This is a genomic window from Pseudomonas sp. CH61, from assembly GCF_059429415.1.
Map to the genome: position 1 here is coordinate 3,715,126 of NZ_CM182098.1, position 26,903 is coordinate 3,742,028.

General features: G+C 58.1%; 24 protein-coding genes, 2 tRNA genes and 3 rRNA genes. 16 read left to right on the forward strand and 13 right to left on the reverse strand.

The window, feature by feature from the left end:
• Window positions 1-24: 24 nt before the first annotated feature.
• The 5 genes from rrf to AC5SEM_RS16610 form a co-directional block, all read right to left on the reverse strand.
• Window positions 25-140, reverse strand: a 5S ribosomal RNA gene (rrf, locus tag AC5SEM_RS16590).
• A gap of 151 nt (window positions 141-291) precedes the next feature.
• Window positions 292-3,185 (reverse strand): 23S ribosomal RNA (locus AC5SEM_RS16595).
• A gap of 246 nt (window positions 3,186-3,431) precedes the next feature.
• A tRNA-Ala gene (locus tag AC5SEM_RS16600) sits at window positions 3,432-3,507 on the reverse strand.
• Between the two features lie 30 nt (window positions 3,508-3,537).
• Window positions 3,538-3,614: transfer RNA gene (locus tag AC5SEM_RS16605), tRNA-Ile, on the reverse strand.
• Window positions 3,615-3,776: 162 nt separating this feature from the next.
• Window positions 3,777-5,313, reverse strand: a 16S ribosomal RNA gene (locus AC5SEM_RS16610).
• The 16S, 23S and 5S rRNA genes sit together here with 2 tRNA genes alongside, the layout of an rRNA operon.
• Before the next feature lie 612 nt (window positions 5,314-5,925).
• Here AC5SEM_RS16610 and rhtA point away from each other — a divergent pair.
• On the forward strand, window positions 5,926-6,813 hold the full coding sequence (gene rhtA / locus AC5SEM_RS16615; RefSeq protein WP_110720978.1) for a threonine/homoserine exporter RhtA: 888 nt from the start codon (window positions 5,926-5,928) through the stop codon (window positions 6,811-6,813).
• Window positions 6,814-6,982: 169 nt separating this feature from the next.
• Window positions 6,983-7,264 (forward strand): hypothetical protein, encoded by a 282-nt coding sequence (locus AC5SEM_RS16620; RefSeq protein WP_116030587.1) that lies wholly within the window; start codon window positions 6,983-6,985, stop codon window positions 7,262-7,264.
• Window position 7,265: 1 nt separating this feature from the next.
• On the opposite strand, the gene AC5SEM_RS16625 is transcribed toward AC5SEM_RS16620, so the two are convergent.
• A complete protein-coding gene (locus AC5SEM_RS16625; RefSeq protein WP_116030586.1) occupies window positions 7,266-7,829 on the reverse strand; it encodes a TetR/AcrR family transcriptional regulator in 564 nt (187 codons plus the stop codon).
• Window positions 7,830-7,920: 91 nt separating this feature from the next.
• Here AC5SEM_RS16625 and AC5SEM_RS16630 point away from each other — a divergent pair, with 91 nt between their 5' ends.
• Together AC5SEM_RS16630 and AC5SEM_RS16635 are read left to right on the forward strand one after the other, a co-directional pair.
• Window positions 7,921-8,649 carry an SDR family oxidoreductase gene (locus AC5SEM_RS16630; RefSeq protein ID WP_137217715.1) on the forward strand — a complete coding sequence of 243 codons (729 nt, stop codon included), beginning with the start codon at window positions 7,921-7,923 and terminating at the stop codon, window positions 8,647-8,649.
• Window positions 8,650-8,684: 35 nt separating this feature from the next.
• On the forward strand, window positions 8,685-9,281 hold the full coding sequence (locus AC5SEM_RS16635; protein ID WP_495470854.1) for a 2-hydroxychromene-2-carboxylate isomerase: 597 nt from the start codon (window positions 8,685-8,687) through the stop codon (window positions 9,279-9,281).
• Window positions 9,282-9,324: 43 nt separating this feature from the next.
• Here AC5SEM_RS16635 and AC5SEM_RS16640 read toward each other — a convergent pair whose 3' ends face one another.
• The 4 genes from AC5SEM_RS16640 to AC5SEM_RS16655 all read right to left on the reverse strand — a co-directional run bounded on the left by AC5SEM_RS16640 (window position 9,325) and on the right by AC5SEM_RS16655 (window position 13,534).
• Window positions 9,325-11,133, reverse strand: a complete 1,809-nt coding sequence (locus AC5SEM_RS16640) for an aminopeptidase P family protein (protein WP_495470855.1) — start codon at window positions 11,131-11,133, stop codon at window positions 9,325-9,327.
• Between the two features lie 56 nt (window positions 11,134-11,189).
• A complete protein-coding gene (locus tag AC5SEM_RS16645; RefSeq protein WP_495470856.1) occupies window positions 11,190-12,356 on the reverse strand; it encodes an aminotransferase class V-fold PLP-dependent enzyme in 1,167 nt (388 codons plus the stop codon).
• Between the two features lie 204 nt (window positions 12,357-12,560).
• On the reverse strand, window positions 12,561-13,175 hold the full coding sequence (locus AC5SEM_RS16650) for a LysE family translocator (RefSeq protein ID WP_137217719.1): 615 nt from the start codon (window positions 13,173-13,175) through the stop codon (window positions 12,561-12,563).
• 101 nt (window positions 13,176-13,276) lie between these two features.
• Complete coding sequence (locus tag AC5SEM_RS16655; protein ID WP_137217720.1) at window positions 13,277-13,534, reverse strand: hypothetical protein; 258 nt, start codon at window positions 13,532-13,534, stop codon at window positions 13,277-13,279.
• 389 nt (window positions 13,535-13,923) lie between these two features.
• Between AC5SEM_RS16655 and msuE the strand changes: the two genes are divergently transcribed.
• The 4 genes from msuE to AC5SEM_RS16675 all read left to right on the forward strand — a co-directional run bounded on the left by msuE (window position 13,924) and on the right by AC5SEM_RS16675 (window position 18,118).
• Window positions 13,924-14,487, forward strand: a complete 564-nt coding sequence (msuE, locus tag AC5SEM_RS16660) for an FMN reductase (RefSeq protein WP_495470857.1) — start codon at window positions 13,924-13,926, stop codon at window positions 14,485-14,487.
• Between the two features lie 10 nt (window positions 14,488-14,497).
• A complete protein-coding gene (ssuD, locus tag AC5SEM_RS16665; protein WP_007949711.1) occupies window positions 14,498-15,643 on the forward strand; it encodes an FMNH2-dependent alkanesulfonate monooxygenase in 1,146 nt (381 codons plus the stop codon).
• Between the two features lie 147 nt (window positions 15,644-15,790).
• Entirely contained in the window at window positions 15,791-16,978 is a 1,188-nt protein-coding gene (locus AC5SEM_RS16670) for an acyl-CoA dehydrogenase family protein (RefSeq protein ID WP_495470858.1), read from the forward strand.
• Between the two features lie 36 nt (window positions 16,979-17,014).
• Window positions 17,015-18,118, forward strand: coding sequence for a sigma-54 interaction domain-containing protein (locus AC5SEM_RS16675; RefSeq protein ID WP_110720988.1), 1,104 nt, complete (start codon window positions 17,015-17,017; stop codon window positions 18,116-18,118).
• Here AC5SEM_RS16675 and AC5SEM_RS16680 read toward each other — a convergent pair.
• Window positions 18,115-18,468, reverse strand: a complete 354-nt coding sequence (locus tag AC5SEM_RS16680; protein WP_150792939.1) for an antibiotic biosynthesis monooxygenase — start codon at window positions 18,466-18,468, stop codon at window positions 18,115-18,117. The two genes, AC5SEM_RS16675 and AC5SEM_RS16680, sit on opposite strands and share 4 nt — an antisense overlap.
• Before the next feature lie 93 nt (window positions 18,469-18,561).
• Here AC5SEM_RS16680 and soxR point away from each other — a divergent pair, with 93 nt between their 5' ends.
• The 4 genes from soxR (at window position 18,562) to AC5SEM_RS16700 (ending at window position 21,675) form a co-directional block, all read left to right on the forward strand.
• The gene (soxR, locus tag AC5SEM_RS16685; RefSeq protein ID WP_095120419.1) at window positions 18,562-19,014 is read left to right on the forward strand and encodes a redox-sensitive transcriptional activator SoxR; all 453 of its coding nucleotides are present in this window, start codon (window positions 18,562-18,564) and stop codon (window positions 19,012-19,014) included.
• Window positions 19,015-19,117: 103 nt separating this feature from the next.
• On the forward strand, window positions 19,118-19,576 hold the full coding sequence (locus tag AC5SEM_RS16690; RefSeq protein WP_077573872.1) for a VOC family protein: 459 nt from the start codon (window positions 19,118-19,120) through the stop codon (window positions 19,574-19,576).
• A gap of 248 nt (window positions 19,577-19,824) precedes the next feature.
• Window positions 19,825-20,700, forward strand: a complete 876-nt coding sequence (locus AC5SEM_RS16695) for an alpha/beta fold hydrolase (RefSeq protein ID WP_495470859.1) — start codon at window positions 19,825-19,827, stop codon at window positions 20,698-20,700.
• A 24-nt stretch (window positions 20,701-20,724) separates the two neighbouring features.
• Window positions 20,725-21,675, forward strand: coding sequence for a LysR substrate-binding domain-containing protein (locus tag AC5SEM_RS16700; RefSeq protein ID WP_495470860.1), 951 nt, complete (start codon window positions 20,725-20,727; stop codon window positions 21,673-21,675).
• A 125-nt stretch (window positions 21,676-21,800) separates the two neighbouring features.
• Here the strand turns inward: AC5SEM_RS16700 and leuD are convergent, their stop codons facing one another.
• Entirely contained in the window at window positions 21,801-22,415 is a 615-nt protein-coding gene (leuD, locus tag AC5SEM_RS16705) for a 3-isopropylmalate dehydratase small subunit (protein WP_495470861.1), read from the reverse strand.
• Complete coding sequence (gene leuC, locus AC5SEM_RS16710) at window positions 22,412-23,830, reverse strand: 3-isopropylmalate dehydratase large subunit (protein WP_495470862.1); 1,419 nt, start codon at window positions 23,828-23,830, stop codon at window positions 22,412-22,414. The genes leuD and leuC overlap by 4 nt, the downstream gene beginning before the upstream one ends.
• A gap of 405 nt (window positions 23,831-24,235) precedes the next feature.
• Here leuC and AC5SEM_RS16715 point away from each other — a divergent pair, with 405 nt between their 5' ends.
• The 4 genes from AC5SEM_RS16715 to AC5SEM_RS16730 are packed head-to-tail and all read left to right on the forward strand — an operon-like array spanning window position 24,236 to window position 26,887.
• Window positions 24,236-25,438 (forward strand): PepSY-associated TM helix domain-containing protein, encoded by a 1,203-nt coding sequence (locus AC5SEM_RS16715; RefSeq protein WP_123595355.1) that lies wholly within the window; start codon window positions 24,236-24,238, stop codon window positions 25,436-25,438.
• Window positions 25,435-25,977, forward strand: coding sequence for a PA2404 family protein (locus AC5SEM_RS16720; RefSeq protein ID WP_077573878.1), 543 nt, complete (start codon window positions 25,435-25,437; stop codon window positions 25,975-25,977). Before AC5SEM_RS16715 ends, AC5SEM_RS16720 begins: the two co-directional genes overlap by 4 nt.
• The gene (locus tag AC5SEM_RS16725) at window positions 25,974-26,315 is read left to right on the forward strand and encodes a hypothetical protein (RefSeq protein ID WP_495470863.1); all 342 of its coding nucleotides are present in this window, start codon (window positions 25,974-25,976) and stop codon (window positions 26,313-26,315) included. The genes AC5SEM_RS16720 and AC5SEM_RS16725 overlap by 4 nt, the downstream gene beginning before the upstream one ends.
• The gene (locus AC5SEM_RS16730) at window positions 26,312-26,887 is read left to right on the forward strand and encodes a DUF6162 family protein (RefSeq protein WP_495470864.1); all 576 of its coding nucleotides are present in this window, start codon (window positions 26,312-26,314) and stop codon (window positions 26,885-26,887) included. Before AC5SEM_RS16725 ends, AC5SEM_RS16730 begins: the two co-directional genes overlap by 4 nt.
• The last annotated feature ends 16 nt before the right edge of the window (window positions 26,888-26,903 follow it).

The window sequence follows — 26,903 nt, forward strand, 5'->3', positions numbered from 1 at the left end:
CGCAATTGGGGTTTCGAAATTTAATCTTGACGATGACCTACTCTCACATGGGGAAACCCCACACTACCATCGGCGATGCATCGTTTCACTGCTGAGTTCGGGATGGGATCAGGTGGTTCCAACGCTCTATGGTCGTCAAGAAATTCGGGTACTGAGTCGTGACCAGATGGCCTCGCTTCAGCAAATTGGGTATGTGACAGCTTTCGGTGTTTGTGAACATCGAACTTTCGGTTCGTTTCGTCTTCACACACCGCAATCTGGTCTCTTCGACGCAAATTGCTTGGGTGTTATATGGTCAAGCCTCACGGGCAATTAGTATTGGTTAGCTCAACGCCTCACAGCGCTTACACACCCAACCTATCAACGTCGTAGTCTTCGACGGCCCTTCAGGGAACTCAAGGTTCCAGTGAGATCTCATCTTGAGGCAAGTTTCCCGCTTAGATGCTTTCAGCGGTTATCTTTCCCGAACATAGCTACCCGGCAATGCCACTGGCGTGACAACCGGAACACCAGAGGTTCGTCCACTCCGGTCCTCTCGTACTAGGAGCAGCCCCTCTCAAATCTCAAACGTCCACGGCAGATAGGGACCGAACTGTCTCACGACGTTCTAAACCCAGCTCGCGTACCACTTTAAATGGCGAACAGCCATACCCTTGGGACCGGCTTCAGCCCCAGGATGTGATGAGCCGACATCGAGGTGCCAAACACCGCCGTCGATATGAACTCTTGGGCGGTATCAGCCTGTTATCCCCGGAGTACCTTTTATCCGTTGAGCGATGGCCCTTCCATACAGAACCACCGGATCACTAAGACCTACTTTCGTACCTGCTCGACGTGTCTGTCTCGCAGTCAAGCGCGCTTTTGCCTTTATACTCTACGACCGATTTCCGACCGGTCTGAGCGCACCTTCGTACTCCTCCGTTACTCTTTAGGAGGAGACCGCCCCAGTCAAACTACCCACCATACACTGTCCTCGATCCGGATAACGGACCTGAGTTAGAACCTCAAAGTTGCCAGGGTGGTATTTCAAGGATGGCTCCACGCGAACTGGCGTCCACGCTTCAAAGCCTCCCACCTATCCTACACAAGCAAATTCAAAGTCCAGTGCAAAGCTATAGTAAAGGTTCACGGGGTCTTTCCGTCTAGCCGCGGATACACTGCATCTTCACAGCGATTTCAATTTCACTGAGTCTCGGGTGGAGACAGCGCCGCCATCGTTACGCCATTCGTGCAGGTCGGAACTTACCCGACAAGGAATTTCGCTACCTTAGGACCGTTATAGTTACGGCCGCCGTTTACCGGGGCTTCGATCAAGAGCTTCGCGTTAGCTAACCCCATCAATTAACCTTCCGGCACCGGGCAGGCGTCACACCCTATACGTCCACTTTCGTGTTTGCAGAGTGCTGTGTTTTTAATAAACAGTCGCAGCGGCCTGGTATCTTCGACCGGCATGAGCTTACGGAGCAAGTCCTTCACCCTCACCGGCGCACCTTCTCCCGAAGTTACGGTGCCATTTTGCCTAGTTCCTTCACCCGAGTTCTCTCAAGCGCCTTGGTATTCTCTACCCAACCACCTGTGTCGGTTTGGGGTACGGTTCCTGGTTACCTGAAGCTTAGAAGCTTTTCTTGGAAGCATGGCATCAACCACTTCGTGTTCTAAAAGAACACTCGTCATCAGCTCTCGGCCTTAAGATCCCGGATTTACCTAAGATCTCAGCCTACCACCTTAAACTTGGACAACCAACGCCAAGCTGGCCTAGCCTTCTCCGTCCCTCCATCGCAATAACCAGAAGTACAGGAATATTAACCTGTTTTCCATCGACTACGCTTTTCAGCCTCGCCTTAGGGACCGACTAACCCTGCGTCGATTAACGTTGCGCAGGAAACCTTGGTCTTTCGGCGTGGGTGTTTTTCACACCCATTGTCGTTACTCATGTCAGCATTCGCACTTCTGATACCTCCAGCAAGCTTCTCAACTCACCTTCACAGGCTTACAGAACGCTCCTCTACCGCATCATCCGAAGATGATACCCGTAGCTTCGGTGTATGGTTTGAGCCCCGTTACATCTTCCGCGCAGGCCGACTCGACTAGTGAGCTATTACGCTTTCTTTAAAGGGTGGCTGCTTCTAAGCCAACCTCCTAGCTGTCTAAGCCTTCCCACATCGTTTCCCACTTAACCATAACTTTGGGACCTTAGCTGACGGTCTGGGTTGTTTCCCTTTTCACGACGGACGTTAGCACCCGCCGTGTGTCTCCCATGCTCGGCACTTGTAGGTATTCGGAGTTTGCATCGGTTTGGTAAGTCGGGATGACCCCCTAGCCGAAACAGTGCTCTACCCCCTACAGTGATACATGAGGCGCTACCTAAATAGCTTTCGAGGAGAACCAGCTATCTCCGAGCTTGATTAGCCTTTCACTCCGATCCACAGGTCATCCGCTAACTTTTCAACGGTAGTCGGTTCGGTCCTCCAGTTAGTGTTACCCAACCTTCAACCTGCCCATGGATAGATCGCCCGGTTTCGGGTCTATTCCCAGCGACTAGACGCCCTATTAAGACTCGCTTTCGCTACGCCTCCCCTATTCGGTTAAGCTCGCCACTGAAAATAAGTCGCTGACCCATTATACAAAAGGTACGCAGTCACAGAACAAAGTCTGCTCCCACTGCTTGTACGCATACGGTTTCAGGATCTATTTCACTCCCCTCTCCGGGGTTCTTTTCGCCTTTCCCTCACGGTACTAGTTCACTATCGGTCAGTCAGTAGTATTTAGCCTTGGAGGATGGTCCCCCCATATTCAGACAAAGTTTCTCGTGCTCCGTCCTACTCGATTTCATGACCAAGAGATTTTCGCGTACAGGGCTATCACCCACTATGGCCGCACTTTCCAGAGCGTTCCGCTAATCTCAAAGCCACTTAAGGGCTAGTCCCCGTTCGCTCGCCACTACTAAGGGAATCTCGGTTGATTTCTTTTCCTCAGGGTACTTAGATGTTTCAGTTCCCCTGGTTCGCCTCTTGCACCTATGTATTCAGTACAAGATAACCATCTTATGATGGCTGGGTTCCCCCATTCAGACATCTCCGGATCAAAGTCTGTTTGCCGACTCCCCGAAGCTTTTCGCAGGCTACCACGTCTTTCATCGCCTCTGACTGCCAAGGCATCCACCGTATGCGCTTCTTCACTTGACCATATAACCCCAAGCAATCTGGTTATACTGTGAAGACGACATTCGCCGAAAATTCGAATTTCTCAATTAAGAGAACTCACAAATTTTACCTTAGCCTGATCCGTTACCAGTGAAAGTAACGTTCAGTCTATCTTTCTATCACATACCCAAATTTTTAAAGAACGAACTAGTCAAAGACTAGAAATCAACATTCACCATCACAACGATGGAATGCTCATTTCTAAGCTTTATACAAGAGAAGCAGTAGTGGTGGAGCCAAGCGGGATCGAACCGCTGACCTCCTGCGTGCAAGGCAGGCGCTCTCCCAGCTGAGCTATGGCCCCGTATTTCTACAGGCGTTTCCCACACAAAATTGGTGGGTCTGGGCAGATTCGAACTGCCGACCTCACCCTTATCAGGGGTGCGCTCTAACCAACTGAGCTACAGACCCAATTTCGAGCTACTAAGGCCGACCTCACCCTGCTCTTAACCACAAAGCATGGGGTACGCTCTAACCAACTCAGCTACAAACCGATACAGGCTGCTTCTTTCGTCTTCTTCAATGAATCAAGCAATTCGTGTGGGAACTTATGGAGCAGCTGATGTCGTCGATTAAGGAGGTGATCCAGCCGCAGGTTCCCCTACGGCTACCTTGTTACGACTTCACCCCAGTCATGAATCACACCGTGGTAACCGTCCTCCCGAAGGTTAGACTAGCTACTTCTGGTGCAACCCACTCCCATGGTGTGACGGGCGGTGTGTACAAGGCCCGGGAACGTATTCACCGTGACATTCTGATTCACGATTACTAGCGATTCCGACTTCACGCAGTCGAGTTGCAGACTGCGATCCGGACTACGATCGGTTTTATGGGATTAGCTCCACCTCGCGGCTTGGCAACCCTTTGTACCGACCATTGTAGCACGTGTGTAGCCCAGGCCGTAAGGGCCATGATGACTTGACGTCATCCCCACCTTCCTCCGGTTTGTCACCGGCAGTCTCCTTAGAGTGCCCACCATGACGTGCTGGTAACTAAGGACAAGGGTTGCGCTCGTTACGGGACTTAACCCAACATCTCACGACACGAGCTGACGACAGCCATGCAGCACCTGTCTCAATGTTCCCGAAGGCACCAATCCATCTCTGGAAAGTTCATTGGATGTCAAGGCCTGGTAAGGTTCTTCGCGTTGCTTCGAATTAAACCACATGCTCCACCGCTTGTGCGGGCCCCCGTCAATTCATTTGAGTTTTAACCTTGCGGCCGTACTCCCCAGGCGGTCAACTTAATGCGTTAGCTGCGCCACTAAGAGCTCAAGGCTCCCAACGGCTAGTTGACATCGTTTACGGCGTGGACTACCAGGGTATCTAATCCTGTTTGCTCCCCACGCTTTCGCACCTCAGTGTCAGTATCAGTCCAGGTGGTCGCCTTCGCCACTGGTGTTCCTTCCTATATCTACGCATTTCACCGCTACACAGGAAATTCCACCACCCTCTACCATACTCTAGCTCGACAGTTTTGAATGCAGTTCCCAGGTTGAGCCCGGGGATTTCACATCCAACTTAACGAACCACCTACGCGCGCTTTACGCCCAGTAATTCCGATTAACGCTTGCACCCTCTGTATTACCGCGGCTGCTGGCACAGAGTTAGCCGGTGCTTATTCTGTCGGTAACGTCAAAATTGCAGAGTATTAATCTACAACCCTTCCTCCCAACTTAAAGTGCTTTACAATCCGAAGACCTTCTTCACACACGCGGCATGGCTGGATCAGGCTTTCGCCCATTGTCCAATATTCCCCACTGCTGCCTCCCGTAGGAGTCTGGACCGTGTCTCAGTTCCAGTGTGACTGATCATCCTCTCAGACCAGTTACGGATCGTCGCCTTGGTGAGCCATTACCTCACCAACTAGCTAATCCGACCTAGGCTCATCTGATAGCGCAAGGCCCGAAGGTCCCCTGCTTTCTCCCGTAGGACGTATGCGGTATTAGCGTTCCTTTCGAAACGTTGTCCCCCACTACCAGGCAGATTCCTAGGCATTACTCACCCGTCCGCCGCTGAATTCAGGAGCAAGCTCCTGTCATCCGCTCGACTTGCATGTGTTAGGCCTGCCGCCAGCGTTCAATCTGAGCCATGATCAAACTCTTCAGTTCAAACATCTTTGGGTTTTTAAGAAACCCTAAACTTGGCTCAGCAATCGTTGGTTACATCTTTGATTTCTCGCGGAGTAACTTGTGATGCTGATAATCTTGTTGACTATCAGTCTGACTCCACAAGCACCCACACGAATTGCTTGATTCAGTTGTTAAAGAGCGGTTGGTTAAGATCTTTCGTCTCAACCGAGGCGCGCATTCTACAGCAGCCTCATTTGCTGTCAAGTGATTATTTTCAGAAGTTTTCGAAGAATTCTTCAACAACTTCAACCACTTGCGCTTCCGATCTCTCGTCAGCGGGAGGCGAATTCTACAGCGTTACACGCTGCTGTCAACACCTCTTTTTCAACTTCCTTTCGACTTCGATGAACTGAAGCAACCTGCTGCCGAAACCTACATAACTCATTGAATCTCAAGGAGTTTTCCGTTTCGACTGCGCCGGAAGTGGGGCGAATTATAGACATCTGAAATCTGCCGTCAACCGTTAATTTAGCTTTTCTATCGATCAGTGGAAAAAGGCCTCTTCTATATAGACGTAACTCGATCGAGTGCGCAGTATATTGCCCAACATCAACAATAAAGCTTTGCTCTCACCTTGGACGACGCCACGTAATGAATGACCAGCCACGATCTCTTGCCTCAATGCTGTTCCCGGTTGGCCTGCTATTAATAGCCATGGCGTCGATCCAGTCCGGCGCTTCTCTGGCCAAAAGCATGTTCCCCATCATTGGCGCTCAGGGAACCACCACGCTGCGCCTGATCTTCGCCAGCGTGATCATGCTGTTGATACTGCGTCCATGGCGCGCCAGGTTAACCGCCAAATCATTGCGCACGGTCATTGTCTATGGCATGGCATTGGGCGGCATGAACTTCCTCTTCTATATGTCATTGCGCACGGTGCCGTTGGGAATTGCCGTCGCCCTCGAATTCACCGGGCCACTGGCCGTGGCCATCTATGCCTCCCGCCGCGCCATCGACTTTCTCTGGATCGCCTTGGCCGCCGCAGGCTTGATGCTGCTCATTCCTACAGGCGCAACCAGCGCTGGTATCGATCTGGTAGGCGCCGGGTATGCGCTGGGAGCCGGTGTCTGCTGGGCGCTGTACATTCTGTTCGGTCAGAAGGCCGGCGCCGATAACGGAGTGACGACCGCTGCTTTAGGGGTAATGATCGCAGCATTGTTCGTGGCCCCTATCGGCATTGTGCATGCAGGTGCAGCCCTTTTGACCCCATCGCTGATCCCGATTGCCATTGGCGTCGCCATCCTGTCCACCGCCCTGCCCTACACACTGGAGATGGTCGCCCTCACCCGCCTCCCGGCACGCACTTTCGGAACATTGATGAGTATCGAACCGGCCTTCGGAGCGTTATCGGGCCTTCTGTTTCTGCATGAATTCCTCACGCTGTCACAATGGATGGCGATCCTGTGCATTATTCTGGCATCCGTCGGCGCCACCATGACCATGGGTAGCGCTGCGAAACCCGCCATCGCGGCTGATTGAAAGAGGTTTTTACGAAGGTCTGGCAATTGGCGCGCATTTAGGCCATGTTTAGACCCGTAACCCAATGCCAGACATGGATTTTTTTCGGACAGGGATTTCAAAACGCTTAAAGCGCAAGCGAACACAGGCAAACCCGAGCGTCAGACTCGTGGCCGCTATAAGGACGGTAATGAAACGAATTTTGATACTGATCGCCATACTGGCTGTTGCGGGTTGTGCGGCGACTTCGGAAACTCAGGTAAAACGCGGTAAAAAAGGGCTGCACATCAACTGTTCGGGGCTATCGTCCTCCTGGGACAAGTGCTACACCAGTGCCGCCAACGCCTGCTTGCCGAAAGGCTACAAGGTTATCGCCAAATCCGGTGACGCCGTGGAAGAGCCCGGCGATTACCCGTTCGGTCTCAATCCTGCGGGTTACACCAGTCGCAGCATGATCGTCATCTGTAAATAGATCAGCGCTGCCCGGCAATCTGCCGGCCAATCTCTTCATGGCTGGACTTCAGCACCGCTTGCTGAATGTCCGGCGTCGCCAGCATGCGCGCCACCACCAATGCTCCGACGCATTGCGACAGCACCGACCACGCCAGGGTCTCGCTCTCAAGTATCTGTGCCCAGCGCTGTTGAAGCCGACAAATCCACAGCTCGGCCTGTTCGCGCACCTGCACATCCGATCGGGCAATTTCTGCCCCCAGCGCCGGCAACGCGCAACCGGCTTCAGGTTGTTCTACGTGGGCCATGCTCAGATAGTGTTTGAGACAGCGTTCCAGTCGCTCACGATCCTGCGTACCCTCGCCTCCCAGTCGCTCAAGGCTTTGCCCCAACTCTCGCTCGACGATGGCGGTGAACAACGCATCCTTTGACGAAAAGTGACTGTAGAACGCCGCACCACTCAATCCGATAGCCTTCATCAAACCATCGACGCCCACTGTGGAGAAACCGGAGCGCTTTGCTGACAGCGCGCTGCTCTGCAGTAGCTTTTCCCGTGTTTCCAGCTTGTGACTGGCGGAGTAACGCATGTGTTTGCCCTCGATTCGACTGCCTTGACGTTGCCTGGATCCTAGCATAACGTTCGTTCACTTAACGATCGTTTAATAAAGGGATTCACCCATGAATAACAAGAAGGTCGTATTGGTTGTCGGCGCCGGCGATGCCACGGGCGGAGCGATTGCCAAGCGTTTTGCCAGAGAAGGATTCGTCGCCTGCGTCACCCGACGCAGCGCCGACAAACTGCAACCGCTGGTGGACGCGATCAAGGCTGAAGGCGGCGATGCCCACGGCTTTGCCTGCGATGCGCGCAAGGAAGAAGATGTCATCGCGCTGATTGAAGACATCGAAACCCGCCTCGGGCCGATCGAAGCCTTTGTCTTTAATATCGGCGCCAACGTGCCGTGCAGCATCCTTGAGGAAACCGCGCGCAAGTATTTCAAGATCTGGGAGATGGCCTGTTTCTCAGGATTTCTCAATGCCCGTGAAGTGGCCAAACGCATGGTCACGCGCAATCGCGGCACGATTCTCTTCACCGGCGCCACCGCCGGACTTCGCGGCGCTTCAGGGTTTGCTGCATTCGCCGGAGCCAAACACGGTATCCGCGCGCTGGCGCAAAGCATGGCGCGGGAACTGGGGCCGATGAACATCCACGTCGCCCATGTGGTGGTCGATGGTGCGATCGACACCGATTTCATTCGCAACAGTTTCCCCGAGAAGTACGCCACCAAAGATCAGGATGGCATCCTCAATCCCGAGCACATTGCCGAAAACTACTGGTATCTACACAGTCAGCCACGGGACGCGTGGACGTTCGAGCTGGATCTGCGCCCCTGGAACGAACGCTGGTAACACCCCGCCATAACAATAACGACAGAGACGCGAAAATGACGAAAACCGTGGAGTTCTATTTCGACCTCGGCAGCCCTGCCACCTATCTGGCCTACACCCAGTTACCGAAGATTTGCGCCGAAACCAACAGTGAACTGATCTACATCCCGATGCTGCTCGGTGGCGTCTTCAAGGCAACCGGCAACGCATCGCCAGCGATGATTCCGGCGAAGGGTCGGTATATGTTCGAGGATCTGGACCGCTACGCGAAACGCTACGGGGTGCCGCTGACATTCAATCCGCACTTCCCGATCAACACACTGATGTTGATGCGTGCCGTCACTGGCATCCAGTTGCGGCAGCCAGAACGCTTTCAGGCGTTTATCGATTGTCTGTTCTCGGCGCTATGGGTTGAAGGACGCAGTCTTGACGAGCCCGCGACTGTCGCCGCCGTGCTGAGCGAACAGGGTTTCGATCCGCTTGAAGTGCTGGCACTGACTAACGACGAGTCCGTCAAAGCCGTACTCAAGGACAACACCGAGACCGCGGTTAAACGCGGTGTGTTCGGGGCACCCAGTATGTTCATCGGCAATCAGCTGTTCTTCGGCCAGGATCGGCTCGACTTTGTTGAAGAGGCTTTGCGCCAAGGCTAAGCGATCATTCAGGCGCTGCTAACAGCGCCTGAATTCCAGCCGATCAGATGGCCGCAGTGCGGGTGTTCAGCCATTCCAGCGCAGCACCCTCAAGCAACGGACTCAAGCGCTCACGCACTTGCGCGTGATAGTCGTTGAACCACTGTTTCTCTTCCTCCGTCAGCAGCGCTGGCAGCAGGCAACGCGTGTCGATCGGGCACAGCGTCAAGGTTTCAAACTTCAGGAATTCACCGAATTCGCTGCTACCCGCCTCGCGGTTCATCGCCAGGTTTTCGATACGCACGCCCCAACGACCCGGACGGTAGGTGCCTGGCTCGATCGAAGTGATCATCCCCGGCTGCATGGCCGTTTGCGGTGCAGGCGCGGCCTGATACGCAATCACCTGTGGACCTTCATGGACGTTGAGGAAATAGCCAACGCCGTGACCGGTGCCGTGACCGTAATCCACGCTGTCGGCCCAGATCGGCGCGCGGGCAATGGCGTCGAGCAGCGGCGAGAGAATGCCTTTCGGGAACTGTGCACGCGACAGCGCAATCACGCCCTTCAACACCCGCGTGCAATCGCGTTTCTGCTCCTCGGTCGGCGTACCGACCGGCACCATTCGCGTGATATCCGTGGTGCCGCCCAGGTATTGGCCGCCCGAGTCGATCAGCAGCAAGCCGTCACCCTCGATCACCGCATGCTCTTCTTCGGTAGCGTGGTAATGCGGCATGGCGCCATTGGCGTTGAACGCGGCAATCGTGTTGAAGCTCAGCGACACATAATCCGGACGACGTTCGCGAGCAGCGGTGAGCTTCTCGTCAATGGTCAGTTCGGTGATACGTTCGCGGCCCCACGCAGATTCCAGCCAAGCGAAGAATTCGCACAGCGCCGCACCGTCCTGCTCCATGGCTTGGCGGATGTGCCGAGCATCGGCTTCACTTTTCTGCGACTTGGCCAACGTGGTCGGATTCAAGCCTTCGACCAGCTTCACGCCGCTGTCGAGATTATCCAGTAAACCGCTGGTCACTCGTGCCGGATCGACCAGCAGGCTCGCGCCACTTGGTACGGCACGCAGGGCATCAGCGACTTCGCTGTAATCACGCAGCGTTACGCCATCCTGTTCCAGCACAGCGCGCAATTCGCCATCAACTTTGCTCAGCGCCACGAACAACGTCGCCTGCTGCTGATCAATCAAGGCAAACGAAACAAACACCGGGTTGAACGAGACATCGCCACCGCGCAGGTTGAACAGCCAGGCAATGTCGTCGAGGGTGGCGATGAAATGCCAGTCGGCACCGCGCTCCTGCAAGGTTTCGCGCAGTTTGGCGAGTTTCTCGCCACGGCTGACGGTCGCTTGCGGTGGCAAATGCTGATAGATCGGTGCATTCGGCAGGCTCGGGCGATCGCTCCAGACTTCCTGCAGCAGATCGATGTCGGTACGCAGACGCGCGCCGCGTGCTTCCAGCTTGCTGCTCAGGGTACGCGCCGAGGCCACGGCCATCACCGCACCGTCAACCGCGACCACGCCACCTTCCGGTGTCTGCTCGGCGAGCCAGTCCAGCGGGCTCGGTTGACCCGGTTGCAACTTGACCAGCTCGATGCCGCTGCCGTTGAGTTCTTTGCTCGCCTGTTCCCAGTAACGACTGTCGGCCCAGACGCCGGCGAAATCAGCGGTGACGATCAACGTCCCGACCGAACCATGGAAGCCCGACAGCCACTGCCGGCCCTGCCAGTAACCCGGCAGGTATTCCGACAAATGCGGGTCGGCGGACGGCACCAGCAATGCGTGAATGCCTTCGCGGCGCATCAGTTCGCGGGTGTGCGCCAGGCGCTGGGGCACCGATCCTTCGGTCGAGGTCTGGGTACTCATCATGTCTCCTGCTAATCACTTCATCGTTATTGTTCGTAGCCGTGAGGTCGGCTCGTTTAAAGCCCTGTCGCCCAGAATGCCGGAGCACTGGTGCAGGAGGTCTTGATCAGTTGAACAGCCTTGTCGATATCTTCGGCAGTGGTGAAACGGCCGAGACTCAGGCGAATGGTGCGCCCGGCCAGATGCGCGTTATGCCCCAACGCCAACAGCACGTGGGACGGCGCGTTACTGGCCGAGTTGCAGGCCGACGTCGCGGAAAAGGCAATCGAATGGCTCAACGCCGCGCTGTTGAATTCGCCTTCGCTGAAGGTCAGGCTCAAGGTGTGCGGAATACGTTGAGTGGCGCAGCCGTTCAAGCGTACGCCCGGCAGGCTCAGCAGTTGTTCGAGCAAGCGTTCGCGCAGTGCGACGATGGTTTTTTTCTCGGCATCGAACGCCTCGGCGGCCAAGGCAAATGCTGCGCCCATGCCGGCAATCTGGTGCGTCGCCAAGGTTCCGGAGCGCAAGCCGCCTTCATGCCCGCCGCCGTGAATCTGCGCCTGCAAACGCTGCTGCGCCCGTGGACCGACGTACAACGCGCCGATGCCTTTCGGGCCGTAGAGTTTGTGCGCCGAAAACGACATCAGATCCACCGGCCATTGCGCCAGATCGATCGCGACTTTGCCGGCGCCCTGTGCCGCATCAACATGGAACAACGCCTCACGACTGCGCACCACTTCGCCAATCGCTTGAACATCATTGACGGTGCCCAGTTCGTTGTTGACCAACATCAGTGACACCAGAAAGGTGTCGTCGCGCATGGCTTCACTGACCGCTTGCGGCGTGATCAGGCCATCGGCGTCTGGCACCAGATAAGTCACGGCGATGCCGGCGTCCTGCAATTGGCGGGCGGTATCGAGGATGGCTTTGTGTTCGATCTGACTGGTAATGATGTGGCCGCCGGACACCCCGCGCGCCTGCGCCACGCCTTTGAGGGCGAGGTTATTGGACTCGGTGGCACCGGAGGTCCAGATAATCTGTTGGGCATTGGCGCCGACCAGTTCGGCGACTTGCCGGCGGGCCTGCTCGACCGTGTGCCGGGCCTGCTGGCCGTAAGCATGGGAGCTGGAAGCCGGGTTACCAAAGTTACCGTGAAACCCCAGACACTCGATCATCACCTGGATGACCCGCTCGTCGACCGGGGTGGTGGCGGCGTAATCGAAATACAACGGACGTGTGTTCATAAAAGACTCGCAGAGCGTGTTCCGGGATCAGGAGGCTCGTGTCTGCAAACGGTACGGCGCAGCCTTGTGAGCTGCGCGTCGGTTCGAGAGCGTCATCAATACCTGATCGGATGCCGTTAAAGAAGAACAACTTCATTCAAAGTGCGTAGGAACGCTCCTGAAGTCGAGCTTAACAGGCATCCGGCCTGCGGTTGAAGCGATGCGTCAGCTAAAGCTTTCGAGAAGTAACGGGTACAGCGAAAGCACCAACAGCGCCGCCATGCCCCAGTTGAACACGCGCAACCAACGCGGATCCTTCAGCACATTGCGCAACAACGTGCCACACGCGGCCCAGACGCCGACGCTCGGCAGGTTGATGATGGCGAACACCGCAGCAATCACCACGACATTGGTGAAATAGCCCTGCATCGGCGTGTAGGTGCTGATGGCCCCGATGGCCATGATCCACGCCTTGGGATTGACCCACTGAAACGCGGCCGCGCCGAGGTAGCTGATCGGCTTCGCCTCGCCTTCGGCGCTGTCGCCGACAGGTCCCGAATGCGCGATTTTCCACGCCAGATACAGCAGATACGCCGCGCCGACGTAGCGCAGAACCGTATAAAGAATTGGATAGGTCTGGAACACCGCGCCAAGGCCAAAGCCCACGGCCACCACCAGAACGAAGAAGCCGCAAGTAATCCCGAGCATGTGCGGGATGGTGCGGTTGAAGCCAAAGTTCACCCCCGAAGCCAGCAACATGGTGTTGTTCGGTCCAGGTGTAATCGAGGTGACAAGGGCAAACAGGGCAAAGCCCAACAGCAGGTCAAGCGAGAGGTTCATGGCAGGCAATCCATCAGGGTCATTCAGGTGTTGACCCTATCCCACGCCGCCCGGCAAGCCCACGGACAGTTGGGTAAAACTTCTACCAGTACAGTTTGTTTTCAGCTCGGACGACCGTGCAGCTGTACGGCACGTTCGGCACTCATTTCAGCTTTCTTGTCGAACCGGGTCTGACCGAGCAATTGCGCTTTTTTCGCGTGGTATTCGTCGAAAGACAAGCCGCTGCGATTGAGTGCTTCCATCGCCAATTCGCGGGATTCTTCATCGGTGTAAGGGCGCAGTTCCGGCGAAACGTGTCCGGCACAACCGGCGAGTACAGAGACAGCGAGCATCAAGGAAACAGTCAGTAAACGATTCATGGGAGCGTCCTGGCGAGCAATGGGGAGTCGATGGACAAAGGCTACGCCCGGGCACGCTCACGCAGAAATCAACGCTCTCAATAGTGGCTATCAGGAATTCGACACAAACTGTCGCATATCTCCTAACGATCTATAAATATCAATTAACGTTCTTTTACGGAATAACAAACAGTCTTTATAACTCCATCCATGCGCTGAGCACTGTTGCTCCAGCAACTGTTGCTCAGCCAACACCGATTCAACAAAGCGCCCCGCTGCTCACAGGGGCGACCGCCACGCTAACGCTCAACGCCTTGTAAACCGGGGCTTGCAAGAATTGGTACAGCGCTTGCTCAGACCCGGTGACTCATTCACTGCTCACTGAGCAACTGTTGAAAAAGGAACTGATCATGTCGCGTCCCCTGAAAGTCGTCGCCCTCTCCGGCGGCACCTGGCGTCCGTCCCGTACCTTGGTGCTGACCCAAGCCTTGCTCGCCGAACTCGCCGGGCACCTGACCATCGAAAGCCATTTGATCGAACTCGGTGATATCGCTCGCCCGCTCGGCGGCGCGCTGTCGCGTCAGGAACTCAATGCCGAGGTTGAAGCCGAGTTGCAGGCCATTGAGCAGGCCGATCTGCTGATCGTTGCCGCGCCGGTTTATCGCGGTTCCTACCCGGGTCTGCTCAAGCACCTGTTCGACCTGATCGACCTCAACGCCCTGATCGACACGCCGGTGCTGCTCGCCGCAACCGGCGGTAGCGAACGCCATGCGCTGGTGCTCGATCACCAGTTGCGCCCGCTGTTCAGCTTCTTCCAGGCCATGACGTTGCCGATCGGCGTGTACGCCACCGAAGCCGACTTCGCCGATTACCAGATCACCAGCGAATTGTTGAAAGCGCGCATCCGCCTGGCCGCTGAACGCGCGGCGCCGCTGTTCGCCACCCAAATCAAACCCTTGCTGAAAATCGCCTGAGGAGCCGTTCATGGATGTTTTCTGGTTCCTGCCGACCCACGGTGATGGCCACTATCTGGGCACCACCCAAGGCGCGCGCCCGGTCACGCTCAATTATCTGAAACAAGTGGCGCAGGCCGCTGACAGCCTGGGCTACCACGGCGTGCTGATTCCCACCGGGCGTTCCTGCGAAGACTCGTGGGTGATCGCCTCGGCACTGGTGCCGTTGACCGAGCGTCTGCGTTATCTGGTGGCGATCCGTCCGGGGATCATCTCGCCGACAGTCTCGGCGCGCATGGCTGCGACCCTCGATCGCCTGTCCAACGGGCGCCTGTTGATCAACGTGGTGACCGGCGGCGATCCGGATGAAAACCGTGGCGACGGCAGTTTCCTCAGCCACGCCGAGCGCTATGAAGTCACCGATGAATTCCTGAAGATCTGGCGTCGCGTGTTGCAAGGTGAAGCGGTGGATTTCGACGGCAAACACCTGAAGGTGCAGAACGCCAAAGCGCTGTATCCGCCGGTGCAGAAACCCTATCCGCCGCTGTACTTCGGCGGCTCCTCCGATGCCGCGCATGATCTGGCCGCCGAACAGGTCGATGTCTATCTGACCTGGGGCGAACCACCGGCCGCAGTTGCGGAAAAACTCGCCGATGTGCGCGAACGTGCGGCGCGACATGGGCGCAAGGTGAAGTTCGGCATCCGCTTGCATGTGATCGTGCGCGAGACCGCCGAAGAGGCCTGGAAAGCCGCGGACAAACTGATCGAACACATCAGCGACGAGACCATTGAAGCGGCGCAGAAGTCGTTCTCGCGTTTCGATTCCGAGGGTCAGCGGCGCATGGCGGCCTTGCACGACGGTCGTCGCGACAACCTAGAGATCGCTCCGAATCTGTGGGCCGGTGTCGGTCTGGTGCGCGGCGGTGCCGGTACGGCGCTGGTTGGCGATCCGCAGCAAGTGGCGGCGCGGATCAAGGAATACGCGGATCTGGGCATCGAGAGTTTCATCTTCTCCGGTTATCCGCATCTGGAAGAGGCTTACCGCTTTGCCGAGCTGGTGTTCCCGCTGCTGCCCGAGCCTTACGCCAGTCTGGCCGGGCGTGGCGTGACCAATCTGACCGGGCCGTTTGGCGAAATGATTGCCAATGATGTGTTGCCGACAAAAGCCAGTGCCTGAACCGGCCCCGCTGTAGGAGCGAGCCTGTTCCGGGCGGCGTTCCGACGAATGCGGTGTGTCAGCCAACGATGATGTCGATTGTGCTGACTTCATCGCGAGCAGGCTCACTCCTACAGGGGGCTGAGTTGATTCTTTGAGGAATACCGTGTGACCGCCAAACCGCAAAGTACTTTGATATCCCCGCTGCAGACCGCCCGCCAACTGGCCGCCGAGTTTGCCCTGACCGCCGTCGAACGTGACGAACGTGGTGGCACGCCGAAAGTCGAGCGCGATGCCCTGCGCGACAGCGGCCTGCTGGCCCTGAGCATTCCCACCCGTTACGGCGGCCTCGGCGCGAGCTGGAGTGAAACCCTGCAAGTCGTTCGCGAGTTCGCCAAAGTCGACAGCTCGATCGCCCACGTGTTCGGTTTTCATCACTTGATGCTCGCCACTGTGCGCCTGTTTTCCCGGCCGGAACAATGGCAGCCGTGGTTCGAACAGACCGCGCGGCAGAACTGGTTCTGGGGCAACGCGCTGAACCCGCTCGACACCCGCACCGTGGTCAAGGATCTCGGCGGCTGGCGCGAATTTTCCGGGAAGAAAAGTTTCTGTTCCGGCGCCAGCGATTCACAGATGCTGATCGCTTCGGCCGTCGATGAAAGTGCTGGCGGCAAGTTGCTGATCGCGGCGATTCCCAGCGGACGCAGTGGCATCACCCTGCACAATGACTGGAACAACATCGGCCAGCGTCAGACTGACAGCGGCAGCGCGACGTTTGAACGGGTGCGCGTCGAAGAGTCGGAACTGCTCCTCGATCCCGGCCCGCTGAGTACACCGTTCGCCTGCTTGCGGCCATTGATCGCGCAGCTGACTTTCACGCATATGTTTCTCGGGATTGCCGAAGGTGCTTTCGAAGAGGCGCGGCAATACACCCTCAGCGAAACCCGGCTCTGGCATAAATCCACGGCGTGCGATGTGCGTGAAGACCCGTACGTGCTCGCGCATTACGGCGAGTTCTGGGTGGCGCTGGAAGGCATTCGTCTGCTGGTCGAACGCGCGGCGGCGTTGCTCGATGAGGCCTGGGCCAAAGGCGCGAACCTCAGCGCTGAAGAGCGCGGCCAAGTCGCGACAGCGATTGCCACCGCGAAGGTTGCCGCCAGCCGTCAGGGCCTGGAGATTTGCAGCCGTTTGTTCGAAGTGACCGGCGCGCGCTCGACCCATGCCTCCCTGCGTCTCGACCGCCACTGGCGCAACCTGCGCACGCAAACCCTGCACGACCCGCTGGATTACAAACTCCATGAGCTAGGCGACTGGGCGCTGAATCAGTCGCTGCCGGTGCCGACTTTCTATTCCTGACCTGCCTGCATTTGAACTAAAAAGAAGGACGAGCCCATGCAACTGCTGACCCTACCGCCCTCCCCCGCGCTCGCCACGTCGATCCGTGCCACCGCGCAGGTCTTCGAAGATCCGAAGTCCCAGGCCCTGCTCGAGCATTTGCAGCAAGTAGCGCCCAGTGAAGCGAGTGTGCTGATCATCGGCGAGACCGGTACCGGCAAAGAGCTGGTGGCGCGGCATATTCATAACCTCAGCAATCGCCGTCATCGGCCGTTTATCGCGGTCAATTGCGGGGCGTTTTCCGAATCGCTGGTGGAAGCGGAATTGTTCGGTCACGAAAAAGGCGCGTTCACCGGCGCGCTCAGCGCCAAGGCCGGGTGGTTCGAGGAAGCGGATGGCGGCACGTTGTTTCTCGATGAGATCGGCGATCTGCCGATGGCGATTCAGGTGAAGTTGTTGCGTGTTTTGCAGGAGCGCGAAGTGGTGCGGTTGGGCTCGCGCAAAAGCATTCCTATCGATGTGCGGGTGCTGGCGGCGACCAATGTGCAGCTGGAAAAAGCCATCAACGCCGGCCATTTCCGCGAGGATCTGTATTACCGACTCAACGTGGTCAATCTGGAATTGAGTCCATTGCGTGAGCGTCCCGGCGACATACTGCCGCTGACCCGCCACTTCATCGAGGCCTACAGCCAACGCCTCGGTTACGGTCGGGTCAGCATCAGCCCGGGCGCCGAGCACAAGCTGCGTGCTTACAGTTGGCCGGGCAATATTCGTGAGCTGGAAAACGTCATCCATCACACCCTGCTGATCTGCCGCAATGGCGTGATCGAACGCGATGACTTGCGCCTGTCGAATCTGCGCATCGATCGCCCGGACGATCATCACAGCAGTGCCGATGATTCACCGGAGGCGTTGCTGGAACAGGCCTTTCAAAAACTCTTCGCGCAACAGGCCGGCGCGTTGCACGAAAAAGTGGAGGACGCCTTGTTGCGCGCGGCGTATCGCTTCTGCCATTACAACCAGGTGCACACCGCCGCGTTGCTCGGTCTGAGCCGCAACGTCACCCGCACGCGGCTGATCAAGATCGGTGAACTGGCGGTGAACAAGCGGCGGCTCACGGAAAATCTGCAAGGCGAGCGCTTGATCCAGCTGTCGATCTAGCCCACCAGGTGGCAGTGCAGCGCATCGTCGTGACTGCGGGCGATGCTGCTCAGCACCTGGAACGAATTGAAGGTGACGGTTTTTGCCTGATGGGTGTGAATCAGTTGCCAGAAATCCTGCTCGCCGCTCTCAAAGCTGCGAAATGCCGCCTCCCCCGCCTCGCGGGTCTGCCATTGGAGGAAACTCAGCACGCGCCGGCCGTCATCGCTGGCCTGCACACTGGCGCTGACAAAACCGTCGTAACGCTGCGCCAGGCGCTCGGTTTGCCTCGACAGTGCGGTGACCAGCGCAGGTTGTTGGCGTGGTTCGATTTCAAATTCGATCAATTGGGTAAAACTGCGGTTGTTCATGGAATGCCCCCACTCAGCGTAAGACGAGCCTTGCGACTCGAAGACCTGCAGGGTAAAACCTCTAGTTAAGTCAAGGTCAAGAGCTGTTTTCAGATGATCAGCAAAGAAAACGTGCACAAACAGTTAACGGTTGGCGAAGTCGCAGCGCGCAGTGGCGTCGCCGTTACCGCTCTGCACTTTTATGAATCCAAAGGCCTGATCAAGAGTCAGCGCAATGCCGGCAATCAGCGGCGCTATCCGCGTGAAGTGCTGCGTCGGGTGGCGTTGATCAAAGTCGCGCAGCGGCTGGGGATTGCGCTGGCGGAGATTGGCGAGGCACTGAAAATCCTCCCGCAGGATCGGGCGCCCAGCGCGGCCGACTGGAAAATCCTCTCGCAGCAATGGCGGCGCGAGCTGGATGAACGGATCGAACAACTGACGCTACTGCGCGATCGGCTCAATGGCTGCATCGGTTGCGGCTGTTTGTCGATGGAGGCCTGCCCGCTGCGCAATCAGGGCGATGTGCTGGGTGAACAGGGACCGGGGCCGCACTTTCCCGAAGACTGACGCTCGTCGGGCAAAAATTTGCACGGCGAAGACGGTTCTATAGTGAATCTTCCACAAATCCGGTGGAGCCACATCTCATAGAACAAAAATCAGGGAGAACGTCATGAGCGTCAAACCCATTCCCGAGGGGTATCACAGCATTACCCCGTATCTCGGCATCCACAAAGCCGCCGAGGCCATCGATTTCTATAAAAAAGCCTTCGGCGCCACCGAAGTCATGCGCCTGGCCATGCCCGACGGCGGCATCGGCCACGCCGAACTGCGCATTGGCGACAGCGCGATCATGCTCGGTTCACCGTGCGATCAAGGGCCGTTGAGTAATCCGGATCAAGCCGTGTCGGTTGGTTTGCATTTGTATGTGACCGATGTCGACAAGTCGTTTCAGCGAGCACTGGATGCCGGGGCGACGACGGTGTCCGAGGTCAAGGATCAGTTTTACGGTGATCGCAGCGGGACGTTGAAGGATCCGTATGGGCATCTGTGGTTTCTGGCCTCGCGCAAGGAGGATCTGACTGAAGAGCAGATCAAGCAGCGGGCGATGGAGATGTTTCAGCAGGGTTGAGCATTGCAGTGTCTGGACTGGCCTCTTCGCGAGCAGGCTCGCTCCCACAGGGTTTCGTTGGGTGGCATAGATAATGGTCACACCGGAAATTACTGTGGGAGCGAGCCTGCTCGCGAAGGGGCCGGCACTGGCAACCCGAGCCTCATGAACACACTTCATGAACCTGCCCACCACGCTTTGCCCCTTGCCGCAAACCCCGGACAATCTCAGGATGCAGCCAACCAGAACCCTGAACAAGGATCAGCCCGATGTTTGCCGGATTCCGCAAAGACCAGCGCCACGTCAACGGTGTCGACATTGCCTACCGCCTCGGCGGCAGCGGCCCGGGCCTGTTGCTGTTGCACGGCCACCCGCAGACCCATGTGATCTGGCACAAGATTGCCGAACAACTGGCCGAACACTTCACCGTGGTCGCCGCCGACCTGCGCGGTTACGGTGACAGCAGCCGCCCGGCTGCCGATGAGTTACACGTTAATTACTCGAAACGCGAAATGGCCCGCGACAATGTCGAGTTGATGCAGTCGCTGGGCTTCGAGCAGTTTTCGATCCTCGCTCACGACCGTGGCGCGCGGGTCGCCCATCGCCTGGCGCTCGACCACCCCACTGCCGTGCAACGGATGATGCTGCTCGACATCGCGCCGACCCTGTCTATGTATGCGCAAACCAACGAAGCCTTTGCCCGCGCCTACTGGCACTGGTTCTTCCTGATCCGCCCGGCGCCACTGCCGGAAACCTTGCTCGAAGCCGATCCCGAAAGCTATCTGCGCAGCGTGATGGGCAGTCGCAGCGCCGGACTCAAGCCGTTTACCGATGCAGCCTTCGGCGAATACCTGCGCTGCCTGCAACAACCTGGCAGCGCGCGCGGTATCTGCGAAGACTATCGCGCCAGCGCCAGCATCGATCTTGAGCACGACCGCGCCGACATCGCCGCCGGGCATCATCTGAATCTGCCATTGCGCGTGTTGTGGGGCGCCGAAGGCACGGTCGGAAGCTGTTTCGATCCACTCAAGGAATGGCAGCAAGTGGCGACCAACGTCAGCGGTCAGGCATTGCCCGCCGGCCACTACATTGCCGAAGAAATCCCCGAACGGTTGCTCGCTGAAGCACTGGCCTTTTTGCGTTGAGCCGAGCCGCCGGATCTCGGTGCTATGCTGGCGGCTTCTGCCGCCAGTGTTCGTTTTGACATGCCCCAAAAGAAAGACACCGTGCCCCTGCCCGAAGACCTGCGTGTGCTGCTCACCGTGATCCGCAAGAACGGCTTTGCCGCCGCCGCGGATGAACTGGGCCTGTCGCCGGCCTATGTCAGCAAACGCATCCAGATTCTTGAAACCACCCTCGGCACTCGCCTGCTGCACCGCACCAGCCGGCGCGTCGCGCTGACCGAGGATGGTGAACGCGTGCAACGCTGGGCGTTGCGCATTCTCGATGATTTCCAGCAACTGCACGACGAATTGTCCGACGCCCACGACAGCCCGCGTGGGCGTTTGCACATTTGCAGCAGTTTCGGTTTCGGTCGCAATCACGTCGCCCCGGCGGTGTCGTTGCTGGCCGAACGTTATCCAGAACTGGAGATTCGCCTCGACCTGTTTGACCGGGTGGTGGACATCATCAATGAAGGCTTCGATCTGGAGATTCGCGTTGGCGATGACCTTCCCGGCCAGCACATCGGTCGACGCCTGGTCAGTAACCGGCGGGTGCTGTGCGCCGCTCCCGGTTATCTGCAACGTCGCGGCACACCGCAGACGCTGGACGAACTGCAACAGCACGATTGCCTGGTGATCAAGGAGCGCGACAACGCCTTTGGTCTCTGGAATCTGGATCGCGATGGCGGACAAGAGAACGTGCGGGTCAGCGGGCCGTTGTCGTCCAACAACGGCGAGATTGTTTTGCAGTGGGCGCTGGACGGGCGCGGGGTGTTGTTGCGCTCGCTGTGGGATGTGAAGCCGCTGCTGGAACAAGGGCGGTTGGTGCAGGTATTGGACGATTACAGCCAGAGCGCCAATGTCTGGGCGGTGTACCCGACGCGGCTGGCGCATTCGGGGAAGTTGCGCGCGTGTGTGGAGTTTTTGCAGGAGCATTTCAAAGGATTGTCGCTGTAACCCGAAACCACACAAAACCCTGTAGGAGTGAGCCTGCTCGCGATAGCGGTGTGTCAGATACAACAATTCTGACTGATCCACCGCTATCGCGAGCAGGCGAAGGCCTACAGGGGATCAGCGGTGGGTCAGGAGAGCCACGGGTTGTTGGCCAGGTGTTCGCGCTCGAAGGCCTTGATCTGTTCGCGCCGTTGCAGGGTGCTGCCGATGGCATCCAGGCCGAGCAGCAATGCAGTTTTACGCAAAGTATCGATCTGGAAATCGATCACCGTGCCATCCGCCAGACTAATCCGCTGAGTCTCCAGATCGATATTGACCCGCGCCGTTTCAGCCTGACCTACAAGCCGTCCGATGCGTTGCACCTGCGCCTCTTCCAGCGTGATCAACAACACCCCGTTACGCTGGCAATTGTCGTAGAAGATCCCGGCGAAACTGCTGCCGATCAACGCGCGAATACCCATTTGCTGCAAGCCCCAGACCGCATGTTCGCGGCTGGAACCGCAGCCAAAATTCGGCCCGACCAGCAGAAAACTTGCGCCCTGCCACGCTGGTTGGTTCAAAACGAAATCGGGGTTGGGGCTGCCATCGCGCAGAAACCGCAAATCGAAAAACAAGCCGCGATCGAGTCCCTGACGATCAATGCCTTTGAGGAACTGCTTGGGCATGATCACGTCCGTGTCGACATTGGCCGCCAATAACGGCGCGGCCTGACCGCTGACTTGAGTGAAGGGCTGCAGGCTCATGGGCGTTCTCCAAAGTGGCGGATATCGGTGAGTCGACCACTGATGGCCGCAGCGGCGACCATCGCTGGGCTCATCAGATGAGTACGGGCGCCGGCGCCCTGACGGCCTTCGAAGTTGCGGTTGGTGCTGGATGCGCAACGGTCACCGGGTGCGAGGACGTCGTCGTTCATCGCCAGGCACATCGAGCAGCCGGACTGTCGCCATTCGAAACCGGCATCGATAAAGATCTGCGCCAGCCCTTCGGCCTCGGCCTGCGCGCGAACTTCGCTGGAACCGGGAACGATCATCGCCCGCACATGCTCTGCCACTTGCTGCCCGCGCACGACGCTGGCGGCATCACGCAGGTCTTCGATTCGCGCATTGGTGCACGAACCGATAAAGGCATGGCTGATGACGATATCGCTGAGCGCCATGCCCGCTTCGAGGCCCATGTAGTTGAGGGCGCGGCGCATGTCCTGACGCAGGATCGGATCGCTGATCGCTTGTGGGTCGGGCACTCGCGCACCGATCGCGGCGGCCTGATCAGGGCTGGTGCCCCAGGTGACCATCGGTTCCAGCACACTGGCGTCGAGGTGAATCTCGCGGTCAAACACCGCGCCCGGATCACTGCGCAATTCGCGCCACTTCTCCACGCCCCGCTCCCACAACTCGCCTTGCGGCGCACGCGGCTTACCCTTGAGATAGGCGAAGACCTTGTCATCCGGGGCCATGAATGCGCCCCGCGCGCCTGCCTCGACCGCCATGTTGCAAATGGTCATGCGCGCTTCAACGCTGAGGGCAGCGATGGTCGAGCCGCAGAATTCGATGGCGTAACCGCTGGCCCCGGAAGCGCCGATACGACCGATCAGGGCCATGATCACGTCTTTGGAAGTCAAGCCTGGCGGCAGGTCGCCATCGACGGTCACGCGCAGACTTTTAAGACGTTTATAGACCAGCGTCTGTGAGGCCAGCAGATGCTCGATCTCGGAGGTGCCGATGCCGAACCCGAAGGCGCCGAGTGCGCCATAGGTGGTGGTATGGCTGTCGCCAGCGGCGATGACCATGCCGGGCAGAATAAAGCCCTGTTCGGGGGCGATCACATGTTCGATGCCCTGACGTTTGTCGAGGATGTCCAGCAACTCGATGCCGAAATCGCGGCAATTTTCCGCCAGATACGACACTTGCCGCGCGCCACCCGCATCAGGCATTGCCGCGATGCGCACAGGCGTGGTCGGGTTGACGTGGTCGACCACCGCCAGCGCCGTGCCCGGCCGCCAGACCTCGCGCCCGGCCGCGCGCAAACCGCTGAAGGCCTGCGGGCTGGTGTATTCGTTGATCACCTGACGATCGATATACAACAGGACATGGTCCTGATCGTCGAGGCGGCACACCGTGTGCGAATCGATGTGTTTGTCGTAGAGGGTTCTGGCGGTCATCAAGGCGCTCACTCAGGGAATCGGGTGATTCCCATCATAGGCAGCGCGGGTCGGCCATCAATTGCCTGACAGTGATGGCGTGGATCATGAATCGTGTTTGATCCCCTGTACGCAGCAAAACCCTGTGGGAGCGAGCCTGCTCGCGAAAGCGGTGGATCAGGCAACGGATGAAGTGACTGAGCCGGCGCTTTCGCGAGCAGGCTCGCTCCCACAAGGGGATTCGTGGTGATCGGGGAATTGGGAAACATTTGCTTTCATATCACCTTTCGGGATTTGTCCCGCTCATTCGTCCTATAGAGATGCAGGCCGTTCGCGTAGGCAAAAGCCACGTTCGGTCTTTCGGGGTCTGCCGTGCTGCGAAGCCCGTAGCCACGCGCCCTTTCACCGCTATCAAGACGCGCAATCATGTCGAAGAAATCCCGCTCCAAACTGTGGTTCCTCGTTCATAGCTGGCTGGCGTTACCGATCTGGTTCTTTGTCCTGATCGTCTGTGTCACCGGCACGCTGGCGGTGGTCAGCCAGGAAATCGTCTGGCTGGCCAACCCGCAGATGCGCGCCAGTCAGCCCGCCGACGATGCACCGCTGCTCAGCTTTGAGCAGGTGCTGGCCGCCATCAAAAAAGCCGAACCGCAAACACTGGTAGAAAGCATCAGCCGACCGGACGAATCACACTTCGCCCTCGACGTCAGCGTCAGTTATCCGGACGGACGCTCGCAGACCGTTTACGTCAACCCGTACACCGGCGTGATACAAGGCAGCGCTCCCGACTTCAACTTCCAGGCTTTTACCCGCGCCCTGCATGGCTGGTGGCTGGTGCCCTTTACCAACGGTTACAGCTGGGGCTGGTATCTGGTGTCGTTCCTCGGTTTGCCGATGCTCGCCTCGCTGGTAACCGGCCTTGTGGTGTACAAGCGTTTCTGGAAAGGCTTTCTGCGCCCGACCTTGCGCATTCGCCACGGCGCCCGGATTTTCTGGGGCGACTTCCACCGCCTCAGCGGGATCTGGTCGATCTGGTTTATCGCGGTGATTTCGATAACCGGTACCTGGTTCCTGATTCAGGCTTTCCTGTTCGACAACCAAGTGTCGATCTCGACCGAGCCCATTATTCCGGCCATGGCGCGTGAAAGCGTGCCAATCTCGGCTGATGCTTCGCCGCCGCCACGGATCAGCCTGGATCGCGCGGTGGAGATCGCCGAACAGAAAATCCCCGGCCTCGAAGTCAGCTTCATCAGCATGCCCGGCAATGCCTACAGCCACATGAGCGTCGGCGGTCGCGGCTGGTATCCGCTGATGTTCCAGACAGCCACGCTGAATCCGTTCAACGGTGACATGGCCGCCTCGCGACTGATCACCGACCGCTCCTCCCTGGAATTTGTCACCGAATCCATGCGGCCGCTGCACACCGGTGATTTCGGTGGACTGTGGATCAAGCTGATCTGGTTCTTCTTCGGCTTGCTGTTGAGCATGATGGTGCTCAGCGGTCTGCTGATCTGGACCAAACGCACCGCTCTGGCCACCGCCAACGCGCTCAAGCGCGAAAGCAAAAAGGCCCGCAGCGCCCCGGCACAACCGGCCTTCGCCCGTGAAACCTCGGAGGCTAACCTGTGAGCCAGTCCAGCACCGCCACCCCACCGTCGCGCCTGAGCCGTTTCTGGCACAAATGGCGCTTCCACATCAATGCGCTGCTGTTGCTGATCCCGTTGGGATTCATGCCCAAGTACTTCGCCGACGTGTCGCTGTTTCGCGGCGACAGCGGCCTGGGCGAGCGCGAAATAGGTGACGTTCAGGTCGGCCCCTGGAGTTTGCGTCTGGCCGAACTGCGCAACGAAGCCCCGCATCTGAGCGGTCCCGCCGGCTATATGAAGGACTTCAACGCGGCGCTGTGCGATGCCTGCGTTGAACAGGTCAAGGCCACTTATCTGCGCATCGGCAAACCGCGCAGCCTGCGTGCCGCCGGGGTGATTTTCTTCGGTACACCGTATCGCATGGGCAGCCAACTGCCGGTTCCGGAAAAAACCAAAGCCGACGCCGAACTGTGGATCACCATGGAAGGCTGGGACGGCAGCATGCATCAGGCTTCGATCCCTCTGAGTCAGGCCTCCCCCGCCACCATTGCCTGGTTGAACAAACAAGGAGCCAAACCATGACTAGCTCGCAACGCTTCTTACGCTTGCGGTTGAATACCGCGCTGCTGGTGCTGTGCGCCGGCTTCAGTGCCGGTGCGCTGGCACACAACCCGATGTGCGAATGCAAAGCCATCGACGCCGAGCAGATCAAATGCACGGGTGGTTTCTCCGACGGCAGCGGTGCACCGGGGGTGACCCTCGATGTGATCGGCTATGACGAAACCGTTCTGGTGCCGGGCAAACTCGGCAGCGATTCGACCCTGACCTTCAAGAAACCCGGCGCCGAGTTCTACGTACTGTTCGACGCAGGTCCGGGCCACGTGGTGGAAATCGACCACGCGGATATCGAAGCCCCATGAGCACGCCAACCAGCCAAATCGTGCGCCCGGCCGGTGCCGGTCATGAAACCCTCAATGTGCTGCTGTTGTGCCTGTTGATCCTGGCGGTCGCCGGCTCAGTCGTCGCCTGGCGCGGGGTTTCCCATGAACCGGAGCCGGTGGCGACAAATCAACTCGACGCGCGCCGCGACCTCAGCGCTTCGGAACAAGGCATCTACGCCGACCTGCGGGTGACCCTCGATGAAATCCGCTTGCTGCGCGAAGAACAGCAAGCCCTGCCGACACCGCAGAATCTGGCCGACGAAGGCTTTGCGCCGTTTGCCCAGGATGCGAGTTCGGTCAGCCGTGGCGGTCATGCCTGGCAGATGCTGGCGGGCAGCGCCTATTTCGGTCATAGCCAGAACACGGCGGTTGCCGGTTCGTTCGTGATGTTGCTGAGCGCCGACGACAAGGCTGCGCCCGATATCTGGCTCAACCGCGACGCCAATCTGACAGCGCCGACCGAACTGACTGAAGCCGCCCTGTCCGCTTCTGGCTGGAAACAGATCGTCGCGCAATACGATGCCGGGGTTACCCGCGAACATCGCCATTGATTCCTCGCCCTCATCC